The organism is Parapedobacter sp. GCM10030251 (assembly GCF_042666505.1).
Taxonomy (GTDB): domain Bacteria; phylum Bacteroidota; class Bacteroidia; order Sphingobacteriales; family Sphingobacteriaceae; genus Parapedobacter.
The window spans coordinates 92,978-115,498 of sequence record NZ_JBHTDN010000011.1; the positions used below are offsets into that span (position 1 = coordinate 92,978).

General features: G+C 51.9%; 11 protein-coding genes. All 11 read right to left on the reverse strand.

Going from position 1 to position 22,521, the window contains the following annotated elements:
- Positions 1-6 precede the first annotated feature (6 nt).
- The 11 genes from ACFQRK_RS21030 to ACFQRK_RS21080 all read right to left on the reverse strand — a co-directional run bounded on the left by ACFQRK_RS21030 (position 7) and on the right by ACFQRK_RS21080 (position 22,499).
- Positions 7-1,461 (reverse strand): RagB/SusD family nutrient uptake outer membrane protein, encoded by a 1,455-nt coding sequence (locus ACFQRK_RS21030; protein WP_379010152.1) that lies wholly within the window; start codon positions 1,459-1,461, stop codon positions 7-9.
- An 11-nt stretch (positions 1,462-1,472) separates the two neighbouring features.
- Positions 1,473-4,643, reverse strand: a complete 3,171-nt coding sequence (locus ACFQRK_RS21035) for a SusC/RagA family TonB-linked outer membrane protein (RefSeq protein WP_379010154.1) — start codon at positions 4,641-4,643, stop codon at positions 1,473-1,475.
- 107 nt (positions 4,644-4,750) lie between these two features.
- The gene (locus ACFQRK_RS21040) at positions 4,751-5,881 is read right to left on the reverse strand and encodes an exo-alpha-sialidase (protein ID WP_379010156.1); all 1,131 of its coding nucleotides are present in this window, start codon (positions 5,879-5,881) and stop codon (positions 4,751-4,753) included.
- Positions 5,882-6,138: 257 nt separating this feature from the next.
- Complete coding sequence (locus ACFQRK_RS21045; protein ID WP_379010158.1) at positions 6,139-8,094, reverse strand: exo-alpha-sialidase; 1,956 nt, start codon at positions 8,092-8,094, stop codon at positions 6,139-6,141.
- A gap of 10 nt (positions 8,095-8,104) precedes the next feature.
- The gene (locus tag ACFQRK_RS21050) at positions 8,105-9,613 is read right to left on the reverse strand and encodes a RagB/SusD family nutrient uptake outer membrane protein (RefSeq protein WP_379010160.1); all 1,509 of its coding nucleotides are present in this window, start codon (positions 9,611-9,613) and stop codon (positions 8,105-8,107) included.
- A gap of 177 nt (positions 9,614-9,790) precedes the next feature.
- Positions 9,791-12,583 carry a SusC/RagA family TonB-linked outer membrane protein gene (locus ACFQRK_RS21055; protein ID WP_379010161.1) on the reverse strand — a complete coding sequence of 931 codons (2,793 nt, stop codon included), beginning with the start codon at positions 12,581-12,583 and terminating at the stop codon, positions 9,791-9,793.
- 23 nt (positions 12,584-12,606) lie between these two features.
- Positions 12,607-14,043 carry a fasciclin domain-containing protein gene (locus ACFQRK_RS21060; protein WP_379010163.1) on the reverse strand — a complete coding sequence of 479 codons (1,437 nt, stop codon included), beginning with the start codon at positions 14,041-14,043 and terminating at the stop codon, positions 12,607-12,609.
- Positions 14,044-14,054: 11 nt separating this feature from the next.
- Positions 14,055-15,599, reverse strand: a complete 1,545-nt coding sequence (locus ACFQRK_RS21065; RefSeq protein ID WP_379010165.1) for a RagB/SusD family nutrient uptake outer membrane protein — start codon at positions 15,597-15,599, stop codon at positions 14,055-14,057.
- Positions 15,600-15,612: 13 nt separating this feature from the next.
- Entirely contained in the window at positions 15,613-18,840 is a 3,228-nt protein-coding gene (locus ACFQRK_RS21070; protein WP_379010167.1) for a SusC/RagA family TonB-linked outer membrane protein, read from the reverse strand.
- Between the two features lie 16 nt (positions 18,841-18,856).
- On the reverse strand, positions 18,857-20,803 hold the full coding sequence (locus ACFQRK_RS21075; RefSeq protein ID WP_379010168.1) for a fasciclin domain-containing protein: 1,947 nt from the start codon (positions 20,801-20,803) through the stop codon (positions 18,857-18,859).
- 37 nt (positions 20,804-20,840) lie between these two features.
- Positions 20,841-22,499: a BNR-repeat neuraminidase N-terminal domain-containing protein gene (locus tag ACFQRK_RS21080; RefSeq protein WP_379010170.1), complete on the reverse strand. Its 1,659-nt coding sequence runs from the start codon at positions 22,497-22,499 to the stop codon at positions 20,841-20,843.
- Positions 22,500-22,521: the final 22 nt, after the last annotated feature.

Consider the following 22,521-nt stretch of genomic DNA (forward strand, 5'->3'; position numbering starts at 1 on the left):
AGGCTATTAATATCCGGGCGTTTGCTTGATGTTTGGATTCGTATTAATGGAATTGTTGTGTACAGGCCAAAGCAGGATGTGCGCTTCGTCTTCATGGCCTGCCAGGCTGGGCACTTCATCAAACACAACGCCGAAACGGATTAAATCCCACCATATTTTTCCTTCGGAGACGAACTCCTTTTTACGCTCGGTCAAGATCTGCCGATCCACCTGAGCCGGTGAAAGCGCGGAAGAATAAAAGTTTTCACGGTCATAAGCCCGTTTGGCGATGGCATTCAACCGTTCCACGGCCAAGGGAGAATTACCCAACGCATTTTCAATCTCTGCACTCATCAGCAATGCATCGGCATACCGATAGACCACAATATCGGCATCAAAAACGCGCGTCTGATTTTCCCAGCTTCCTGCGTATTTATTGATCCATTGGAAGGTCGCGTTTTTTGGCGCATCAAAAAAGGTCTGAAAGCTCACGTTGGTCCGTTGATCGTCTTCGTTTTCGGAAAGAAATGCTTTGTAGTCGTCCGTCAAAAAGATCCATTGCTGATGGCTCCCTACCTTGATCGGATTTTCGACATACTGTGTCGATATGTACTGCAAAGGCACCAAGTGATCTGCCGGATAGCCGCCGGTATATTCATCCATTACGTAGCTCCATGCAAATACAATTTCCTGGTTGAGTTCACTGCTGAATACGCTAGAAAAGTCCGACATCAACGCGTAGCCCGCGTTGTTCAACACAGCGTCAACCGCCTGCTTTGCTTGGTTCAGCGCCGCAGTGCCCGCTCCCCTCACTTTTGCCATCCATAAATAATAGTCAGCCTGCAGCAAATTGATCGCTGCCTTTGACGCCATATCCCGGTCCGTCACATCTTCCGGCATCAGCGAGTTGGCCGTTTCCAGGTCCATTCGAACCTGATCAAACACGCGGTCAGCCGGATCGCGCGACGGATACAAATCCTCTTGTTGCCCCGATTCAAAACCATTCAACAGCACGGGAGCATTGCCCCAAACCCGGCCAATCCAGTAGTAACAAAATGCACGGACGAACAAGGCATTGGCCAGTACCTTATTCTTGTCCGCCTCATTGACAAAAGGAATGTCCGGTACGTATTTCAAGATAAGATTGCAATCGTTGATGGTCGTATACAAATTTTGCCAATTGGCATGGGCGTGCGTTGCGTTCAACTGGTTGGTAAACGGATCGCTATAGGTAGCGTTGGTAGCAAGACCCGGTCCCCATAAACCGGAACGGTACTCTCCCCAGAAAATGTAGGCATCGGAAAATGCAGAGCGCATCTTGTTGTACACCCCGTAAACGGCTGCCTGGGCATCCCCCTCGTCTTCCCACATGGAGTTCGCCGTAATGGCACTTTTCTGGTCTACATCCAGTTTATCGTGGCAAGCCTGTAGTCCTAGCAAGCCAGCCATTATATAGATATAATAAAATCGACTATTCTTCATGACGCTGTGATTTATAAGGTTATTTTGGCCCCAATCGAGAATCTCCTAATCGGCGGATAGTTGTAATAGGCATTTCCGCTGGCATTGGAATAGGTGGTGGCCGCCCCTACTTCGGGCGAAATACCAGTCCCCTGCACGGCCGAGAAGTAGTGCAAATTGTTTCCGGACAACGTCAGCGTCAAGTCTTTGATGCCCAACTTACCGAACATTTTTTCCGGCATGCGGTATTGCAGGGTTACTTCCCGCAAACACAGATAATCGCCTTTGTAATTGAATACATCGGAGGTCCTCGAGAAATTTGAATTGCCCGCATCGGGGTCGTTGGCGGTAAACCGGGCATATTTCGTCTGGTCGCCTTCTTGCTTCCACGTTTCCTTTACCGCATCTACAATCGTATAGTTGTTAGCGAACGTGTTCATGAAATAGCGCATGTACGCGTTGTGGTTAATTGAATGGCCCAACGCCCAATCCACAAATACATTCAGGCTGAAGTTCTTATAGGAAAAGGAGTTATTCAACCCTCCGGTCGTGTGCGGCACGGTAACCCCAAGCTCAAATTGATCCATGGCCGTGATCCGTCCATCCCCGTCCCGATCCTTCCATTCGTAGTCGCCCGGCAGCTTTCTGCCGCGCACACTTTGCCCATCTGCCGGGTCAAAACCCCGGGCACGCTCATCGTAGCGCGCATTGGCCGCTTGCTCCGCATTCTGCAAAATGTAATCTACCACATAGCCGTAGTACCGGTACAGGGGCTCGCCTTCGGCTGTACCGCCATAAGCGGTTCCATCTTCGAGGGTGATCCCTCCGATGCGATTCCGGTCGCGCCCGTTATCCGGCAATTCAAGCACCTTATTCTTCACAAAGCTCCAGGTAAGCTTGGAATCCCAGGAAAACGCGTCTGTCTCGATATTCCTTGATGATAACTCCAAATCAAACCCATGGAAGCGCACCTTGCCGACGTTGGTTTGCACATTATCGAATCCCGATGTGTTCGGCAGTTCCATGCTAAACAGCAGATCCTCCGTGACCTTATTGAAATAATCTGCACTCAGCGAGATCCGATTATTGACAAAACCGAAATCAAAACCAACATCCAGTTGCGTCGAGGTTTCCCAAGTCAGGTCCCTGTTCGGCATGGTCGTGGGCACGATACCCGCATTCCCGTTATACCGCGCATCGGTTGCATACCGGCCCAATGCGTCGTACAGCCCGATGGAGTTGTTACCGGTTTGCCCGTAACTGGCCCGTAGCTTCAGGTAGTTGATGACACGGCTGTCCTGCAGGAAATTTTCGTCTGAAATCACCCAGCCACCCGATATCCCCGGAAAAAAGCCCCAGCGGTTCTCTGCCGCAAACAGCGAAGACCCATCGACCCGGAACGTGGCCATCAACAGGTACTTCTTCAGGTAGTCATACGAAAGGCGTCCGAAATAGCCGATGAGCACTTCCTTCTCAAACTTACTATCGGCACCGGTTTTGTTCGGCCCAGCTGTCAACGTGGGGACTTTATCAGAACTGGCACCGGTAGCACTGGCTGAAAACCCCTTGTTGTCAGTCACCTGATAGGAATAGCCCGCCATCCCAGACAAGGAATGAGCACGCCCAAAGGTGTCATCGTAGGAAAGATATGCGTCCAGCTTGGTTCTTCCCAACTCACCGAATTCGGCCTCGGTAGTCCGCAATCCGCTGAACTCATGCGCCTTTTCAAAATAATCGTATTGCGTAACGTGATTATAACTCGAAATCTGAACATTGGCCTTCAACTGATCCAGAATCCGGTAGTTCAGTCCACCGATCAGGGAAAGCCGACGATCCTTGTTTGCTACATCGCGGGTATAATCCCACCAAACCGGATTGGGCGAGGTCGCATTGTAACCGGGTGTTGGGCGACCATCTGCATAATATACTTTCTGTGTCGGCGGCGTAGCCAGGCCGCGGGCGATTACATTCATCTGATTTTCAAACTGGCTTGAACTCGTCGACGAAAAGTCGAACGCCGTATTCAAACTCAGTCGGTCCGATATCTTCACGTCTGCTTTCGCACGGGCGCTGTAACGCGCATAACCGGTACCTAAGGCAACCCCGGCGTCATCCGTATATCCGCCACTGGCTGCATAGCGAAGAAATTCATTTCCCCCGTCTATGCCCAAGTAATAATTTTGCCAGAGCACGTCGCGGTACATGAGTGATTGATAATCGTTATCCTGATAAATCAGTGTTTTGCTGGGATCTAGCGGATCCGGCATGGAACTATAGCCTGCGGGCACGGCTTCGCCATCCCGCAGGTAGCGAGTCGAATAGAGTGAGTTTTCATCGTTGCCGGAACTCGCCGAATATCCAGAAGCACTGTTGTACTGCGGATTTGGACTCAACGCCACGGCCGGTCTCACGGTATTTAGATAGTCCCTGGCGTTCATAAAATCGATCAGCGTTTCAGGTTGTTGGTGCGCCAGGCTTGCATCAAACGTAATACGCGGCGCCTGTGAAGCCGATCCCTGCTTGGTCGTTATCAGGACGACCCCGTTGGATGCACGAGACCCATAGATGGCCGTCGAGGCCGCATCTTTCAGCACCTCAATGGATTCAACATCATTGGGATTAATACCGGAGAATGCGCGCTCTACCCCGTCTACCAACACCAGTGGATCATTCGATTTATTGATCGAAGAGCCGCCTCGAATCCGGAATACCGCATCGGCGCCCGGGGTGTTGTTGGATTGATACACCCGCGCGCCGGCAACCTTGCCCCGCAGGCCCTCTCCTACCGTACTGATGGGAATATCCCGCAAGGCCTCACCGCCGATTTTTGTAATAGCGGACGTAATGGTTCGGCGGGATTGGGTTCCATATCCCACCACTACGACCTCATCCAGGCTTTCGTTCGCCTCAGCCAACGTAATGGTTACTTCGTTCGACACCGGAATGGTCACCTCCTTCGTTTCAAATCCGATCGTCGAAAAAACAAGGACTCCCCCGTTGGATGGTGCGTTTATGTAAAAAACACCCCGCTCGTCGGTAGTCGTTTCCAGATCCGTATCTTTCAACGACACCGTCACCCCGGGCAAAGGCTTGCCGTCAGCCCCAGCGACGGTACCTGTCACCCTTCGATCCTGTGCGGCTAGTTTCTGGCTCGAAAATACCAGGCCGCAAAGGACCATAATAAACAATGAAACACCCCTCATAGCTCAATTAATTTATTTTGGATAATTGGTATTTATGTAGAACATATCAACAAATATAGGAGATACTTTTTGACAGTTCCAAATAATTATTAAAATTATCTTATTGATTATTTAACCAATTTGTCCAGCGTAAGCCGTTTCAATACCAACGACCAGCTATCCTTAGGGTTAAGCTTCGTTTCAAACAAGCAATAGATTGTGCCATCAGGTCCAATGGCAAGGTCTGAATACCCTGAAATTCCTGCATTGACCACATGTTCCACGGGCCAGGTCTTCCCGTTATCCGCACTTACTTTCAACGTCAGATTCTGACGGGGATGCTTGGGGATATTTTCGCTGTCTGGATTCAAGAAGAGTAGGTAATCGGTTCCTTTATAGGGTGTCGCGAGGATACTGGACATACAAATCGGTTCGAATAATCCTTCGTCATAGCTCGGCGTCGTCCAATCCGAAATTCCATCCTTACTGTAACTTACGCCTTTTCGTCTTTTTTCCGACTCGTTTCGAATGCTCAGCATTACGCGGCCATCGGGAAGCTCTACAGCCATGGTTTCACTCGGATTTTTAAATCCTTCGGCATCGGGCACCAGAGCTCCCCGCTGCCAGGTTTTTCCGTTGTCATCGCTGTATATGGTGGCAATCCGTGAAGGCCGGTGACTCCGATGCGGTTTCAATTTATCAGAATCGGCAAGCCAAACGGGAACCAACAGGCGGCCGTTTTCAAGCTGTATACTGTGGCCCGGTCCAGGAGCCAGCACTTTCCAGTCGTAATCCTCTTTAAATGCATCAAACGTCGGCGTAATATTGACTGCCGGCGACCACGTGAGTCCGTCGTCGGTCGACTGCGTATAGTAGGCGTAGGCATAATCACGTTGGTATAGCAGGTGTATCGTACCATCGGCCCCGACAATCGGAGTTGGATTGTCCGTCGGCTTACTGCCCGCACGTTCGGCCACAACCTGTATCGGTCCCCAGGTATTTCCCCCATCTTCACTTCGCCGTACCAGCAGATCCATATCGGCCCAGTCGCTCGCGCTTTCAATCCGGCCGGCTGCAAAGGCGAGGAGTGTCCCCTTTTTGGTGAGTACCAAAGCAGGGATCCGCGTCGATGAGTATGCTCCCGATTTCGGTTCAAACACTTTTATACCTTCTTGGGCAGTAGCTCGTTCAACAGGTAGCAAACACAACAAACACACGACGATTGCCACTGAATTCATTCCTAACATGTTCTTTCTCATAATAAACTTAAACCTTATCAAATTTCAACTTTTTGCTTGTCACTGCCTTTCGGGACGTGCAAGATAGCGATAATCACAATTGCGTCCTTACTCTGCGCTGTCCGTTACCTAAGCCAGGTTGAACCGATGGTAATCGATCGAATGACGCTGGCATGGATGCTTGGCACCGGGAATCCGGCGAACTCTTGCCTGCACGAAAGGGTGAAAACCCGTCTGTCTCTGTTTCCGCGATTAGTCCTTTCATACTCGTATTCGTTTTATTTCCGATAAACTACTATCCCTTCCCTGGGGCTTTCCACGCCGCCTTCACCCACAACGACCACAGTTCCATCGCTCAATGCCACGGCGTCCATCGCGCCGATCGGTGAACTGTAGGTGCGGTACGTCGGTCGGTCGAACAGGGGTACCCCTTGCTCAAAGGATCGGCCACCGTCTACGCTCGAAAACAAGGTGGGTGTGACCCCGTAAGCCGGACCGTTATAGGTTTGGGTGTCGGATTCCCGGTTAGTGGGCGTGATCAAATGCACAGTTCCATCCACCGACCGGACCAGTGCTGCATGGAACATGTGCCCGAAATCTCCGGTACCCACGGTTGAACTGAGGTTCTCCGGGGCGGCCCACGTTTCGCCGCCATCGCTACTGAAGGTTACAAGTCTGTTCCGGGGTGCCGTATTGTTATGTCCAAGCACCATCATTAACCGGGAATCGGCAAGCTCTACGACCGCACCGGAAAGGCGGTTATTGCCGGATACAGGTTCCGACAGCCGCCACGATTGCCCACCATCGTCGGAAAGTGCAACGCGCACCTGCCGATCGCCGTACGCGACCGGCATGACCAACCGATCCTTAAATGCATGCGAGACCAGCTGAATGCCGTGGCCCGGGCCGTTCCTCAAATACCCCGCATCGGTTTTCAGGAAATCGGTAATTTCAGTCGGCGAAGACCATGTTTGCCCGTCATCACTTGAAATTACCTGGTAAACACGCTGTTGGCCTGTATCGTATGTATATCTTCCGCTCTCTTCGTACCCCGCCAATGAACTGTAATGAAGAATGATCCGACCGTCGTTGGACGCCACTACCTGCGGGAACGCAAATGTTTGATCGGATCCTTGCCCGGCAACCACCGAAAGTGGCGCTTCCCACGAAGTACCCTGCGACGTAGATCGGCGCAGGATGATATCCGTGTTTCCCGCCGGCATGGTCTGCTGCGCTACGCGTTCAATTGCGGAGCGCGGATTTGACCTCCCTTCAGCGAAGAGCAAAAGATCACCGTTTGCTGCCTGTGCCAATGCCGGCGCCTGTATACGGTTGTAGCCCTGCTCCTGCTCGTGCATGGCATAATCCACCGAAAAGGCGTCCATGCTTTCGATATAATAATCGTGTACCGTGACAAAATTCCGCCAGGGCCTGATGTGCGGGGTAAAATAAAATGTCTCCCCCGGCAGCTTAAACTGAAAACACAACGTCCCGTTAACCTTCACATAAAAAAAGCTGTCGTGGATCACCACTTCAATTTCCGCGGGAACGCCCGGCACAATCACTTCATTCACCGTAGGCCATCCTTGGTTAGGGTCCACGTTCACCGTCGTTCCGTATAGGTTCACGAAAAAAGTCGGCGCGATCGCTGAAAATCCATCCATACCCAACACAAAATCCTGTCCGGTCTCCCAGTTTTTCCCCAGAACCAAGCCAAGGGCAGTCCCCGCAAACGTACCGACCGTCAGCTTCGTATACATATAAAAACTCTTTCCAGGGCCCACTGGCACAAAATATTTGCTGTGTACCCAATTGAATTGATAGCTGTTCGGATTGCCACCGAAATGGTCCGCGTTGGTAATCGGATAGTAATTCCGGTGTGGAATCAAGCGCATTCCCTGCGATTCAGGCACCCACGACAGCGTATCGCCCGCCGGATAAAAATCGGTATATCCCTTGAATAATACCCGTTCGTGATCAGGCACACCGTTTCGCATTAACCATATCCCGGCCTCCCGATTCGGATCAAAAGGGAAAGGCAAGCTGTCCGGCAACTGTTGCTCCTCATCAAACGGACCCGGAAAACCGAAATGCTGCTCCTTATAACATCCCGAAAACAGCATGGCAATCGCACAAAATAACAGCAGTAAACCGACAGACGCAGCCCGCTGAACGGCGTATTTTTCTTCGATAGAAATCCCCATGGTTGTTACTTTTTTGACGTTCGTATTCATAGCCATCTTTTTATTTCCAAAGCAGCGGATCGACCGGAATGTACCAGTTCTGTTCAAACTGCAGTTTATCTCTGATCTGTCCCCCCATCTCCGGCGAGTACTTTGACGCCACATGCGGTGCCAGCTTGTTTTCGCCGGACAATTTCGACCAAAGCATCAGGTCGTACCAGCGCTTCCCTTCGAACGCAAATTCCCTCGCTCGTTCCCGGAAAAGCAGCTCCATCATAAGGGTCTTGTTGGTGTAGTCCGTCTCCTCGGGTAACAGCGGCAGCAGCCCCCTTGCTTCCCGTACCATATTGAGAAAATTAAATGCAGAGGAATAATCGTTCAACATCAGGTCGGCCAGCGCCTTGAGCAGGTACGCATCCGCGCTACGGTAAAAGTGCCAGCTCGCACTGCTCTGATAGGGCGGGCGCCTGGACGACACGTTGTCCATACCGATGTATTTCCAAATGACCGTATCCTGGCCGATTACCTTAAAGCTGAAATCCGTCCGGATGTCCGGCCCTTCATAAGAAAATACCGTATCGATAACGTGCGAAACCGGCTTGAGATGATATCGCCCTCCATCACCCGGAATCGGTGACGTAAATTCCTGAAGCCGGTTCGTCTCAAAGCTCCTTTCATACTGATAGCCCGCCAAGAACATCGAATGCTGCGCCGCAAAAGATCCGGTAAATTGGTTAATCCAGTTACCCGAAGTTCCCAGGCCGTGATTATTATTCAGCACGGGGGAATTGGCAAAGGCCGATGCCGATTGGTATTCGCCAAGCCACAAAGCGAGTTCCGTGGCGAACGTAGCGGCCATCGGCTGGGATACCCGTCCGTATCGCTGTTGGGCAGGCAGACTATTGCGATCCCATTGATAGTTCAGCGGCAGGATTCCCAAAACCGTGAGCACATCGTTGTAAATCATCAGCCACACTTCCTGCTTATTTTCCGGGAATTGATACAGCCCCCGGATTTCATGAATGGACAAGGCCATGGTCGACCGGGACACCGTGTCGCCCTGTTCATTCACAAAACGGATTTCCTCGGCATAGTCAGAGCGAATGATCGGAAAGCGATCAAAAGTCCTTGCCAGAAGATAATAGCAATAGGCTCGAAGCAGCAAGGCCTCGCCGTAGTATGCTCCGGCATCCCGATCAAGGATTTTATCGTCCAGCTCCTTGACGCTGTACACCCGTTCCAGTTGCCGGTTACAGCGCGCAATCGTCTCGTATATACCCGAGTAGTCGGTATACGGGTTGTTCACCGTTACGTTGTTCCGTACAAACTCGTTGACATAAGGATCCGGCTCCGGCTGTCCGGTTGTCACCATATCCGCACGGGCGTCGCCCCACAGCAGAAATTTGTGCACTTCTTTTGACAGGGACTGATACATGCCGATAGCGGCGGCGTTCAGATCTTCCCGGTTCTTGTAAAATTCCTCTTCTTCAATGGCGTTGTAGGGGGTGACTTCAAAAAAGTCGGAGCATCCGCACAACGCTATAAGGCCGATCCATAGTAATTTTCTCATAACTGATTTCATCTGTTTATTTTTACTTCTCAGTTGTCAGATGGAGCCTTTGATGATTAAAATAATCATTGCCTATGTGCTTAAATGCGAAGCATTCATGAACACCTTTTGAAATAAGCACGAAGGTGAATAACATTATTTTAATCATGTCGGGTTCATGCTAACAATCATGTAAGGTTAAAGCGACAATTTAACACCCATTACGAACGTACGGGACAAAGGCGATGCCCCGAAATCAATCCCCCGCATCAACGGATCGCTGTAGGAAACCACTTCCGGATCCAAGCCGTTGTAACCTGATACAGTTAGTAGATTTTCCCCGGTCACAAAGAGCTTGACCCCACGCAGAAACCGGAGGTGAGCCTCGGTATCGATTTCATAGCTTAGGGTCACATGCTTCAGTCGCAGATAACCGCCGTCGGCTATCCAGCGATCCGATGCGACACCATTGAAAGAAGGATCGCCATAGGCCGCCCTGCTCAACCCATCCCCTGGCTCGATTGCGGATTTCCAGCGTCCGGCAACCGCGGGCGACTGATTGGAATAATCGCTCATCAGATGCATGCGCTGGTTAAAGCTGTTGTAAACATCCTGCCCGTAAGCATAGGCAAACTGTGCACTCATCGAAAGGCGCCCCCATCCCACCGTGGTTCCGAACCCGCCGAAGAGTTTGGGTAATGCCGACCCGATGACCTGCCGATCCTGCTCGTTAATTTTCGAATCCCCGTTTACATCTTCGATGATGTAATCGCCCGGCCGATAGCTTGTTCCGTCGGCCTTATTCAGGTAAACGTCTTCCTCCGAACCGAATACACCCAAGACGCGGTATCCGTAAAAACTACCAAGCCCATAACCGGTCAGCGCCACGCCGTTGACATTCCCCAACGTCTTGATCACTTCCCCGTTTGCCAGCGATTCCAACTGCGTATTTAGCGTAGAAAGGTTTCCGAAGACCGACCACGAAAACCGGCTTGCGTCTGGCAGCAGACTTACATTCAGAGCGAGCTCCAGCCCCTCCGAATACAGGACACCCCGGTTCTCAAATTGAGGTCCCAGTCCAATTTCGACAGGTAAGGCCTTGGAGGTAATGAGATCGTGCGTCCGCTTGTAATAATAGCCCGCGTCAACCGTAACGCGATTTCGGAATAACGTGGCCGATATCCCGCCATCTACGGTATTGGTGATTTCGGGACCGATATCGGCGTTGGCAACGTTCCCTAAGTAAGCCCCGCCGTATCCGAAATACCCCACGGGGTAATAGAGATTGTAATGATAAAAACCGCGCACATCGTGGTTGCCACTCAGGCCCCAGGAAGCTCGCAACTGCATTTTGTTTACGCCGTTTGGCCGCAGCAGGTCCACCGCGGCACTGACGCCTGGGTAAACATTCCAGCGGCCGCGCGGCCCGAAATTGGACGTACCTTCCAGATTCACGTTGGCCGAAAGCGTCGCGCGATCCAAAATCCGCAAATCCCCACTCAGGTAGAACCGCATCAGATTGGATTGAAACTTACTATTGGATGCACTGTCAACCGTTCCCTGCTCCAAGGTTTCATAATCGTCCGTGCCGGCATTGATCTTCCGCGCGTAGACGGCTTTCTCCTCAAACAGTTCCACCCAGGCTCCCGCACGCCCCGTATACCGTGCCCAGTCGGCAATCGTGCCCCTCCGATCAAGATGGGTATTCCACAGGAGCGTAAACTCACTGGACGATCGCTGTGCATTCTGTCGGATACGGTGGCGGTCGTTGACGATGCCCAATGCAGGCCGGTACTGCTTCTCCTTCAGGTTGAAGTAATTCACCGCCATCACGGACGTCAACGATGTACGCTCATCGGCCTGCCACGTGGCGCTGATGGAACCATCCACGCGGTTTTCCTCGTTGTCGTTGGCCATATTGCTTACCAATGCCCACGGATTGCTTTTTCCCAATAGATCGACACCGGCCAGCAGGTTGGTTGGCTGGTGGTCATCCGTGTAGGCATAGCGTTCCATGAAAGGTGCCTTGGTTGCCGCCGCATAAATGGGATGGACATCCCAATTGCTGCCCTGTTCGAGGTAACCCGCCGTCGTGTTGGCATAGGATAAGTTATTGGTAATTTTAAATTTCTGGGATAGCTGATAATCCAGGTTAAAACGCATGCTGATGCGCTGCAGATCATTACCGATCAGCGTTCCTTCCTTGTCGGTGTAACCTACACTGAACAGGTAGTTCGCATCGGCATCGCCCCCTTTCAATTTCAGGTGGTAGTCGTTGAACGCTGCATTCCTCGTAATCATATCCACCCAGTCCGTATGATAGGCATATTGCGGCAAAGCCGGATCGAATACCGGATTTGCCGCCAGCTCGGCATCGGACGCACCGTTCTCACGCATGAATTCCCAGAGATAACGCTTAAACCCGTCGGCACCCATGCGGTCTATCCGATAGTTTGCGTTTGACAAACCGTAATTTGCCGTAAAGTCGATTTGCGTGCCGCCAAACTCACCCCGTTCGGTCGTGATATAAATGGCTCCGTTTGCGCCCCGGCCACCGATTTCGGCGAGTTCCTCCCCACCATTGGCCACGTAGATCGCACCGATGTCGTGCGGGTTAACGAAACTGAATCGCGTAGGCTCGAATATGGAAAGAAACGACGGGAGCGCCCGGTTATACCGAACCGGCACCCCATCGACAAAGACGTGTGGTGTGACATTTAAATGGATGCTATGCATCCCCCTGATCATCGGTTGCGGCGCTGAACCGACAACACCGGATTCCGTGACCTGAATCTTAGCATTTCCCGATAGCGCCTCGGCAAAGGATACCGCATCGCTTTGTACAGGGATGCGGACCTGGGTCACAGCAGCGATTACGCTGTCCTGCAATCTGCCCATATCCACGGTATCCCTTCCCGTTTGCCCCGAAGCCGATCCTACCACGTTCGCAAGCACGGCAAGTGCAACCAACCTCGTGTATAAAAATTTCATTGACATATCCATTTGTTAGGTCTTCAATTAGTTATTGGTATCAGCTCCACCATATCCATCAAGAGATCGCAGCAATAACCCGGGTTTGAATTGGAACCAAATCCGGCGAAAGCAAAATACAACGTGACGTCTCCCCGATCTTCCACGGTAATATCACCGCCATAATTGTATATGAGGTAATCCCACTCTTCAAATACCCCGTCCTGCTTACTCATCACGATATCCTCCTTTACGATCTCGTCGTTATAGATCGTGAGGAACCTTCCCCGCGTGCCGCCGCCCCGGTGCATGATGCGGATCCGGTAATCTCCCTTCGGAACATCCGGTACCGTCAGCCAGAAAAAATCGCCCACCTGGGTCGCGTCGAATTGTGTGATCCGGAACTCCTGATTCTGGTGATAACTGCGTGTACCCGTGTTCAGTAAAATCCGTGCAGGCGCCTCCGCAAATACATTTTGTGCACCATATGGGCTTCCGGGAGGATAGAGATTCAACCGGATGGTCGATGGACGTGCCTCGACAACCTCCAGCAGTGTATCCAGTGTATGGTAGATTCCGTTGCTGGAAACTTTATCGATTCCGAAATCCCGCGACTGGTCAAACCGGTAGTCGTTGTTCACATAATATTGCCCGAATTCATCTACCTGGAAGCTTAGCGCCTCATCCCGGAACAGTGGATAAAACCGCTGTGCGGTCAATAGGTTAAGAAAATAACCCGAGTCAGGAATGATGTGGTATTTCAGCCAATCGTCCACATTGTCAATGGTCTCCAGCGAAAAACCGCTGCGCTGCAAGGCCGCATCGCTTTCGATCAGCAGGGTGACTGTGCTGTCCCGAAGGTAATCACCGTATCCGTGTTTTTCCATCAAGTCCAGCATGACGCTATATTTCCCCGAAGCTTCCAAGGCTTCGTAGACGCTCCGCGTTGGCGGAGCCAGCACATCGTCCACAATATTGACGTATCCGTTACTCAGTTCGATATTGTATTCGGTGATGGTGGCTAGGTTATTCAACCGGATGGCTTGGTACGAATCACTGATATCGGCCAAGACGTACTTGTCGTTGAATACGGTGGGATAAGGCAGCGGACCATGGGTGAACTCATTGGTATTAATCTTCCGATCCAGCAGATGATACCGGAAATAAGCGACCCAGAACTCCGGACTGGCATCCTCGATGGCAGTGACGGGCTGACCGTCGTCCCTAAGTTCAGCAAACAGGCGCTGGAATGCCTCGTTGGTAGGAACAAACACCGTATAGGTACCGGCCGTTTTCAGCAAACTCCGCTGCCCCACATAATCCACCAACTGCCGATAGGTAGCCAGGTCTTCCCGGCTGTCGATGTAGTCCATAATCTGAAGTTGATCGGTGCTATCATACCGTGCTCCCGACAGCTCCTTATCACAGCCCTGCGTGCCCACGATGAGACACAATGCAAACAATTGATATACGTATTTCATGGTTTAGCGCTTTATTTATTTTTATAATAGGGTTTCTGATCCAGCTGGGGATTGTTCTCTACCTCCGCCAAATGATAAGGCAGAAACCAGCTTTCGGGGTCGAGCAATCGCGCGCGGACGACCTGATAGGATATTCCCATCGAATTGTTCAGGGCAGACTTTTCCCGCAAAACCCCTTCATATCCCGGTCTGCGGGCCACCCGCACCGCGGCAAACCACTCTTTCCCTTCAAAGCCCAACTCGTATTCGCGCTCCATCAACAGCCTGGTCATAAACTCGGTTCCCTCGCCGCCCTCGCCGGGCGCAAGTGCGGGGATGTTGCAATGTTCGCGAATGATGTTGATCTGCTGCTCCGCTTCGGTATACCGGTTCAGCATCGCATAGGCCTCGGCCTTCATAAATAATACTTCCCGATATCGATAGAAGATATAATGAGCATCACGGGCATTGGCGGGGCGATAAGATACTTGGTAGGGCGCCGTCCCAAGAAACTTATAGACCTCCATGGCTGCGCCGTAACCGTTGGAAACCGGAGACGGGTTTACCAACGAAAACGCCTTTAGCCGGATGGTATCCGAGCTTGCATATCCGGGCAGCACCGGCGGATAAAGTACTTCGGCCGCGTTGATGTTGACGTTTGTTGCATTGGCCAGGTACTTTTCACCGTCCGCGTTTGCTCGCGAGACCAACGCGAACCAACCATACAACGGCGAAGCCGGCCCCAGCTGACCGTATTGGAACTCAAAAATGCTTTCCGTGGAATTTCCGGGATTGAAAATGGTATACCACGACAGCGGACTGACCAGCGCACCGGCATACTGTGCTTCCAGCTGGTTACAGAGGTCTATACATCCCTGGTAGTCGTTACGCCAGAGCTTCACATCAGCCCAAAGGGCTCTGACTGCGTTCTTCGTAATACGTCCGTAGCGATGGTTTACCGCTTCAAAAGTAGACGGCGCATCGTTGAGTGCCTGCTGAAGATCGGCCTCGATAAAATCCAATACTTCGTCCTCGGAAGAAGGGGACGTATCGAACTTTTGGTTGTCCGACTCGTAAGGCTCATTGATAATCGGAACCTCCTTGAAGGCCCGTACCAGGTAAAAATAGTTCAACGCCCGGAGGGCATAAGCTTCCCCCATCATCGATTGGAGTTCGGCCGGACTGAATGTATTATCGTGTTCAAGTGCGGTCGGCGCATTCTTGATGAACGAATTGATCCAGGTGATGGAACGGTAAACCGAAGCCCAGGAAAGCAATCCGTTATCCGGGTAGACGTCGTGTCCCATAAATTGCCCATAAGCGCCGGTAAACGAATCGCCCGTACCGGGGGCATAAAAGCTCGACCGAACGTCGCCCCAAGCGTGGTAACTATTCAGGTTATTGTGCAGGGAGGTGTACAGTCCGATCAGTGACGAATACACCTGATCCCGGTTCTGCCAAAATTCGTTGTGGACTAAATTATCCGGCACGTCCACCTCGAGGATCCGGTCGCAGGAGACGGTCAGTACCATGCACAGCCCTAAGATTCCATATTTTATATTCGCTGTCATCATCATTCGTATTGTCGTGTTAAAATGTTGCCCTCAGTCCCAGGGTAAACTGTCTCGCCGGTGAAGTCGTAGCCAGGTCGACACCAAATAACAGCACGCCACCGGTAATCGGTACCTCGGGGTCCACACCGAGGTAGTTCGTCCAGGTATAAAGGTTATACCCGGTCGCAAATACGCTCAACTGGCGTATCCCCAATCCCAAACGGTTCGTAAACTCCCGGTCGGCATTGTAGGTTAACGATACCGTTTTCAGGCGCAGGTAAGACGCATCCTCCACCCAACGCGAAGAAGCCACGCGGTTCCATTCGCCGTCCGGCAGTGCCCGGGGGATGTCAGTGATATCCCCCTGCCGCCGCCAACGGGCCAGTAACGAGCGCGATTGGTTATGGGAATAACGCATCTGCTCCATTTGGATCCTTGTACCGTTGATGACGTCATTCCCGTATTGGTATTGGAAATTGACAGTAAGCGCCCAGTTTCTGTAGTTGACCGTATTGTTCCATCCCCCGAAAAACAACGGGTTCGCATCACCGATCTGTACCCGATCCAGTTGATTGATGATGCCGTCGCCGTTGATGTCGTCGAAAATCATGTCGCCCCCCTTAAACTGGTGGCCGGTATTGGAGCCGTAACGCATGTATTTCGGCGTAACACCGTCAGCTTCATAGATGATATTTCCATCGGGCGCACGTAGTATCGCGTCGGCATCCGTCGCATAGACACCCAGTGCCCGATACGCATAAAAACCGCCGATGACGTCGCCCGGTTGCAGCTTGGAAGAGAATCCGCTGACAGTGGCCGAAAACGCATCTTCGTCAAACTGGCTGGGTAAGCTCATGAGCTTGTTCTGGTTCGCCGCGATGTTGAAGAATGACTTCCAGCGGACCCGCGTGTCGCTACCTTTCAGGATTACCGCCGTTACCCCGAACTCCAATCCGCTGTTGCGTACCTGACCGAAATTCGTGTATTGATTTTCATACCCCAACGTGGTTGAGAGACGTTCTTGCAACAGGAGGTCGTTGGTCGTACGCGTATAATAGTCAAACTGACCGGTCAGCCGGTTATCGAACAAACTCCAGTCCACACCGATGTTGTACTCGGTCGTGCGTTCCTCGCGGATGTTGTCGTTGGCGAACTTGGATGGATAGATGTACGTTTCCCCCATATATCCCACGCCCGTACTGTAGGCGATGTCATACAGGTTTAGGACATTCGGCAGATTGCCGGTAATCCCAAAGGCAAAACGCGGCTTGATCGAATTGATCCATTCCGCATCGGCCAAAAAGGGCTCCTTCGCGATCTCCCAGGCACCACCGATTGCCGGAAACACGGAATACGGATTATCGCTGCCGTAACGGGAGTCGCCCTCCGTCTTACCTGTCACCGTAAGGAAATACCGGTCGTTCAGTGCGTAGTGTCCCTGCAGGAACATGCCCAGGTATTTCCGGATTCCGAATTTGCCCCTTGCCCCATCGATCACCGCCGACGCGTCTGCCGCGCGCAATTGCGGCGAACCGCCATTGTAGTAGGACACTTCCATAGAGTTGTCCCGGTCGATATTCAAGTTAAATACACCGGTAAAGGTAAGCCGGTGCTTTTCGTGCTGCACGGCCGACCATACCAACCGGTTGTTGTTATTGATCATGAGCTGATATCCTTCCGTTTGCTGCCCTGCGTTGTAGAGCACCTCGCCGGGCCGTGCATCCGTGGCATACCCCGGGAGAAAATATTCGTCGGCCGATTCGCGGAAATCCGCGGAAAGCTGCGTGCGGAATTCCAGGTTATCGAGTATCCGGTAATCCACCGCCGTGGACGCCATGAACCGATTAGCCCGGCTTAAGTACGTGGAATAATCGATGAGTGCCAGCGGGTTGTACCGCGAGTGATCCGACACCCCGGCATTCCGGTCCACAAAGTAATTCAACCCATTTTTTGAGTAGATAGGAAAATATGCGGGCGTCTCACGTGCAAACAGAATCGGGTTCACACCCTGGCTACCGACACTTACCGGATGGTTCTGCCCCCGCTTATCCGTCAGCGAGTTGGTATAGGTAAGGTCGGCGGATACCTTCAATTTATCGGAAACCGTATAGTTCAGGTTGAACCGGGTATTGAACCGATCGTATCCCGTTCCCTTGGTCGTACCGTATTGATTGGTATACCCCAATCCCCAATAGTAATTGATCCGTTCGCCGCCGCCGCTCAGTGCCGTATTGTATTGCTGGTAAATACCGGTACGCGTGATGGCGTCCATCCAGTCCGTATTATTATTGAATATCCAGGCATCGGCGCGCCGCAAATCTCCCCGCAGCTGCGGATGAGCTGTCCCATCGTCCGCACCGCCGGTCCATTTTTCCAGGTAGTAAATGCGTTGTTCATCACCCGACAGCATCGGGATGGTTCTTGGCACTTCGGTCAGCGTAAAGCGTGAATTGAATGTCAATTGCGGTTTGCCCCGCTTGCCCCGTTTCGTCTTAATGACGATTACCCCATTTGCCCCGCGTGAGCCATACAGGGCCGTGGCCGATGCATCTTTCAGGATATCGATCGATTCAATATCAGCAGGGTCGAGGTCGCCGATCGGACTGAATCCAAAATCCGATATGCTTTCCACCTGATAATTGCTTCCGATTACTTCCGACCCGTCTACGATCCACAGTGGATCATTGATTCCCGAAATGGTCGAAATTCCACGGATGCGGATGGAGGCCGAAGCTCCTGGGTCGCCGCTGGCAGCCACCACCTGCAGACCGGGGGCCATCCCCTGCAACAGTTGGTCGACCGAAGCCACCGGCATATTTTCCACGCCCGTAAGGTCTACGGAGGCAATGGCGCTCGACAATTCCCGCCGATCTATGGACAGGAAACCCAAATCGGCCTTCGGTTCCCGCTGCGCAGTGATTTCCACAGCCTCGAGCTCATGGTGGTCGGAAACCAGCACAATCTCAAATGTGCGATTTGCCCCCGATTGCAACCGAAATTCCTGGGACTGATACCCAACATTTGAAAACCTGATTTTTTCCGCATCAGGGTGTCGGGTTATTTCGAATATCCCATCGTTGTTTGTCTTTCCGCCGCGCAATATCAGGTTGTTCGCATTGACCAAGGTAACGGAAACATCCGAAAGCGGCGTACCCACGGCTTCGGCATAAACCTTGCCCCGCAGCACTTCCTGTGCCCATGCACCGTTAAGCAAGCCTAAAAGCAGTACGACCGATGCCGTCAGTTTGATACGTATTCTGTTCATATCTTAATGGAAAGGTTTAGAATAGTTGGTTAATCTTGTGAATCACCCCGTTGTTGCCTTGTGCATTTCCTGCGGCGATGGAAATTGTCTTACCGGCTGCATCGCTGACGCGAAAGGAATCCCAGGCGCCGTCGATCCGCAGCCGGTCGCCGTTCTTGTTGGCTATCTGCCCGTTGAAAACGCCGTCGGTAAAAATCAAGCGGTTCTGTACGATATACGTGTTGACAAATCGGGATAGTTCATCCGTTTCCATGGCTTGGAGATCAACGCCAGAAGCCTCGATCGCAGCATTTGATGGCGCGAAAATCGTGAACGTAAAAAAACCGGTCAATTGCAGCTGGGCGGCCATTCCCGAACGGTCAATAGCGCCCGCAAACAGCGATAGTTCAGGGTCTGCCAAAATTTTCGCGTAGCTGCTCTGCATCGCATCCAACGGATCCAACGGCGTCAGGAACCCATCGATTTCGAAAATCGCGCCGTTCGTCCGCTCCCATACCGCTTCAGTGGTCAACAACTGTACAGAATGACCGGTATGGTCGTAGAAACGCCCGTCATCATACAGTACGTAGCCGAAGTCTGTCGCATAAAAACGTTTACGGAAACCGCCGTCCTCCCGTATATCCAGATTCAATATACCCGATCGGCATTGCTGGAATCGGTATTCACGTTCTTCTGCAAGCATGTCCGATGCCAACGGAAATCCCCAGACATCATCCGACTGGACGAGCAGTGTTTTTTTAGGGTGCTGAAAAGACAAACCATCGGTTAACCCGGCTTTCAGATTCGTCCGTTCAAACATCCAATACCATTGGCTGTATGTCTTGTGCTTCATGTATATACCACCTTCCACACTGTTCATCTCGGCCGACTCGATCAACGTGTTCGTTTTATAGATCACACTATTGCTGGCCAGCACCGACCCGGAAATGACCGGATCAATATCCGGCGTTAGGTATACATAGGCCTTGGCTTCACGGAGTCCTCCGTCTTCCTTGCTGATGAGGTCGCTTTTAAAATAAAGGTTCGGGATCTGGGACGCACGGATCAGCGATGCCATCACCCGCTGCGGAACCGAATCGATGGTGTTGTCTAATTCCGGAAGGTAAGGTTCAAAATAGGTCCGGATCGCTTCGTCGGTAGGCACAAGCAACGTCGATTGCACATTTTCGTCAGCCAGGTTCCGACCCACGCTGTACGTTTTATACAAGGTGGTATCTACCCAGCCGAACTCATCCTTCTCCCCCAGTACGTAAGCCACATGTTTCTCCTGCCAGCTGCTGAACAGCGATGTCTCCGGATCGGCCGCCAATGCTTCATCGGTCCTGGGCAGTATGTTCAATGGCGTTTCCAGCACATGGATGACGCCATTACTGGCACCGATGTCCCGGTCGGTGTCCGATATGCGGGCGCCCTCCACCATGAACGCTCCCGGGCTTGCAATCTCACCGAATAAATCGGCGTGATCCGACGACTGCAGCTGAAAAAAAGGCGGCGTAAAGAACCGTACCGCTTTGCCGGGCACCTTATTTTCGGTACGCGACCGGTACTGCGTAGCCCGGCTCCTTCCAATCGCCGTAGTGGCGTTCGTGTATCGCTGCTCGATGTCGTATTGATAATACATCCCATTGATGAAATGGTAGTTAACGAATTTGCGCAATTCCTCTTCCGGAACCGCATCCATTGAGCTATAGCCTTTTTGAGAAAAATAAGCCGTTACGTGTTCATTCAGGGGCGCCAGGCACGTATAGATGGCGGCCTCTCCCAACACGGTCCGGAGATTCAGCCGGTCGATGATGCCTACAAACTCGGAAAACCTGCCGTCTGCTTCCAAGACCTGGACGATGTTCTTATCCAGGGTGCTCCGCGGGTTATAGTATTCGGCTATGTTTTTTGCACATCCGGCCAGCATCATGCACGACAGCATGCCATAAAACAAACGAGATAAACGTTGATGTGTAATCATAATCAGTATAGTAAATCGGTTACAGTAGTGCGGTTACTCAGTCAAGTCGATATTCGCCAATGTCAATCCGCTGGAAGACCATGTCCGCCTGACTGCTTTCGTAAAGAATGCCGATATGGCGATCGTCCACCGTGGTTAGACAGGAATAGCCCCTGCTGCGGCCCTCATCCAGCAATATCTGTTGGTCTTCCGGCCAGGTATTCCCGTCGTTGTGACTGACTTTTAGGGTCATGTTGTGTCTGAACTCTTTCGAGTTCGGATTGGAAAACAGCAGCATGGATTTGCCCGTGCCATCGGTGTGCATATACAGGCTCGCCATACAGACCGGTTCGGGAAGTGCGTTGAAAGACGACGGATGCTCGGTCCAGGAATCGCCCAAATCGTCGGTTACCGCAATGGCCCGGCCATTGTCGGTTCCCAGTCGGCCTTTATTCCTGCCGGATCGCATATTCAGCATCAATCGATTGTCGGTTAGTTGCACGACGGCACACTCCGTGGTGCCCGAGTAAGCCGGGTTACTGGTTTTCCACGTATTTCCGCCATCGGTGCTGTAGGTGATGTTGGAAAACGACCTTCCTTTTTCGTCCCTTCCTTGCGTCGGAAACACCAGGGTTCCGTCAGACAAGGTAATGCCGTTGCCGGGCGCAGGTGCCCAGAGCCACCATTCCTCCTTCTTGCATAGGCGGGTCAGGTTGATGGGCGCACTCCAGCTTTTCCCGTCGTCGGTACTTTTCACGATCAGGAATTGGGATGTTTCACGCACGCCAAACCCCGGTTGGGAGGCCTTGTTACGCCATTGATGGTTCCAGTCATCACTATGCTCGTTCAATCCGGCAAGCCATTTGCCTTCTTCATTAATGACCCCATGCATCCACAAGCCAGCAATGTAAATTGTATTCGAATTCCGGTCTACCAAAATGCAAGCATCGGACACGCCGTTAAATTTCTGTGGCAAGCCACCCCACTCCCCCATATCCATCGTAATCTGCAAAGGTTCCCAGGTTTGTCCCTGATCGGTGCTCCGATGCAGCCCAATATCGATATGTCCCTGCAAATCCCGGCCGCTTTCGTAGCGGGCGTCAAATATTGCCAATAGGGTTCCCTTATTGGTTCTCGCTAAACCCGGAATCCGGGAGGTATGTACCCCGTCCTGTTTATGTCGCCTCACGGCTATCCCCACGCGCTGCTCCAGGGGCCGTGCAATCGCATCAACCTGCTGCGTCTTTCCATCGATAGTCACCGATACACAACCCGCAGAAATAACGTGATCGAGATCCGTTTCGCCGGATAGCTCATAAGATACCCAAAAAAAATTGTCGCCGGGATGCAATTGCTGCCCGCCGCGGATACGGATCTCCTTACCTCTCTTGGTCGATTGGCCAAAAAGAGGCCTTTCCACATCGTTCATAGATCCGGCCGCTGAATCACGCTCATAGTAATAGATTCGGATCGCTTTGATATCCTTAACAGTTGTCGTTCCCTTAGTTGATATCCGTATCGATTCAAGCTTGGACGACTTGGCTGACTCGGGCATTTTAACGTTGATTCGCAATACTGGGTTATCCTTTTTGTTGATCAGTACCGGAACCTGCAACTGTGTTTGTATTACAGACATGGACGACGGATTACCGTCCGCCGCGAAGACGTGTCCGATTACACAGGAAAGTAGAATAAAGAAACGATAGTTTTTGTTCATAACAAGCTTTCGTTTAGCGGAT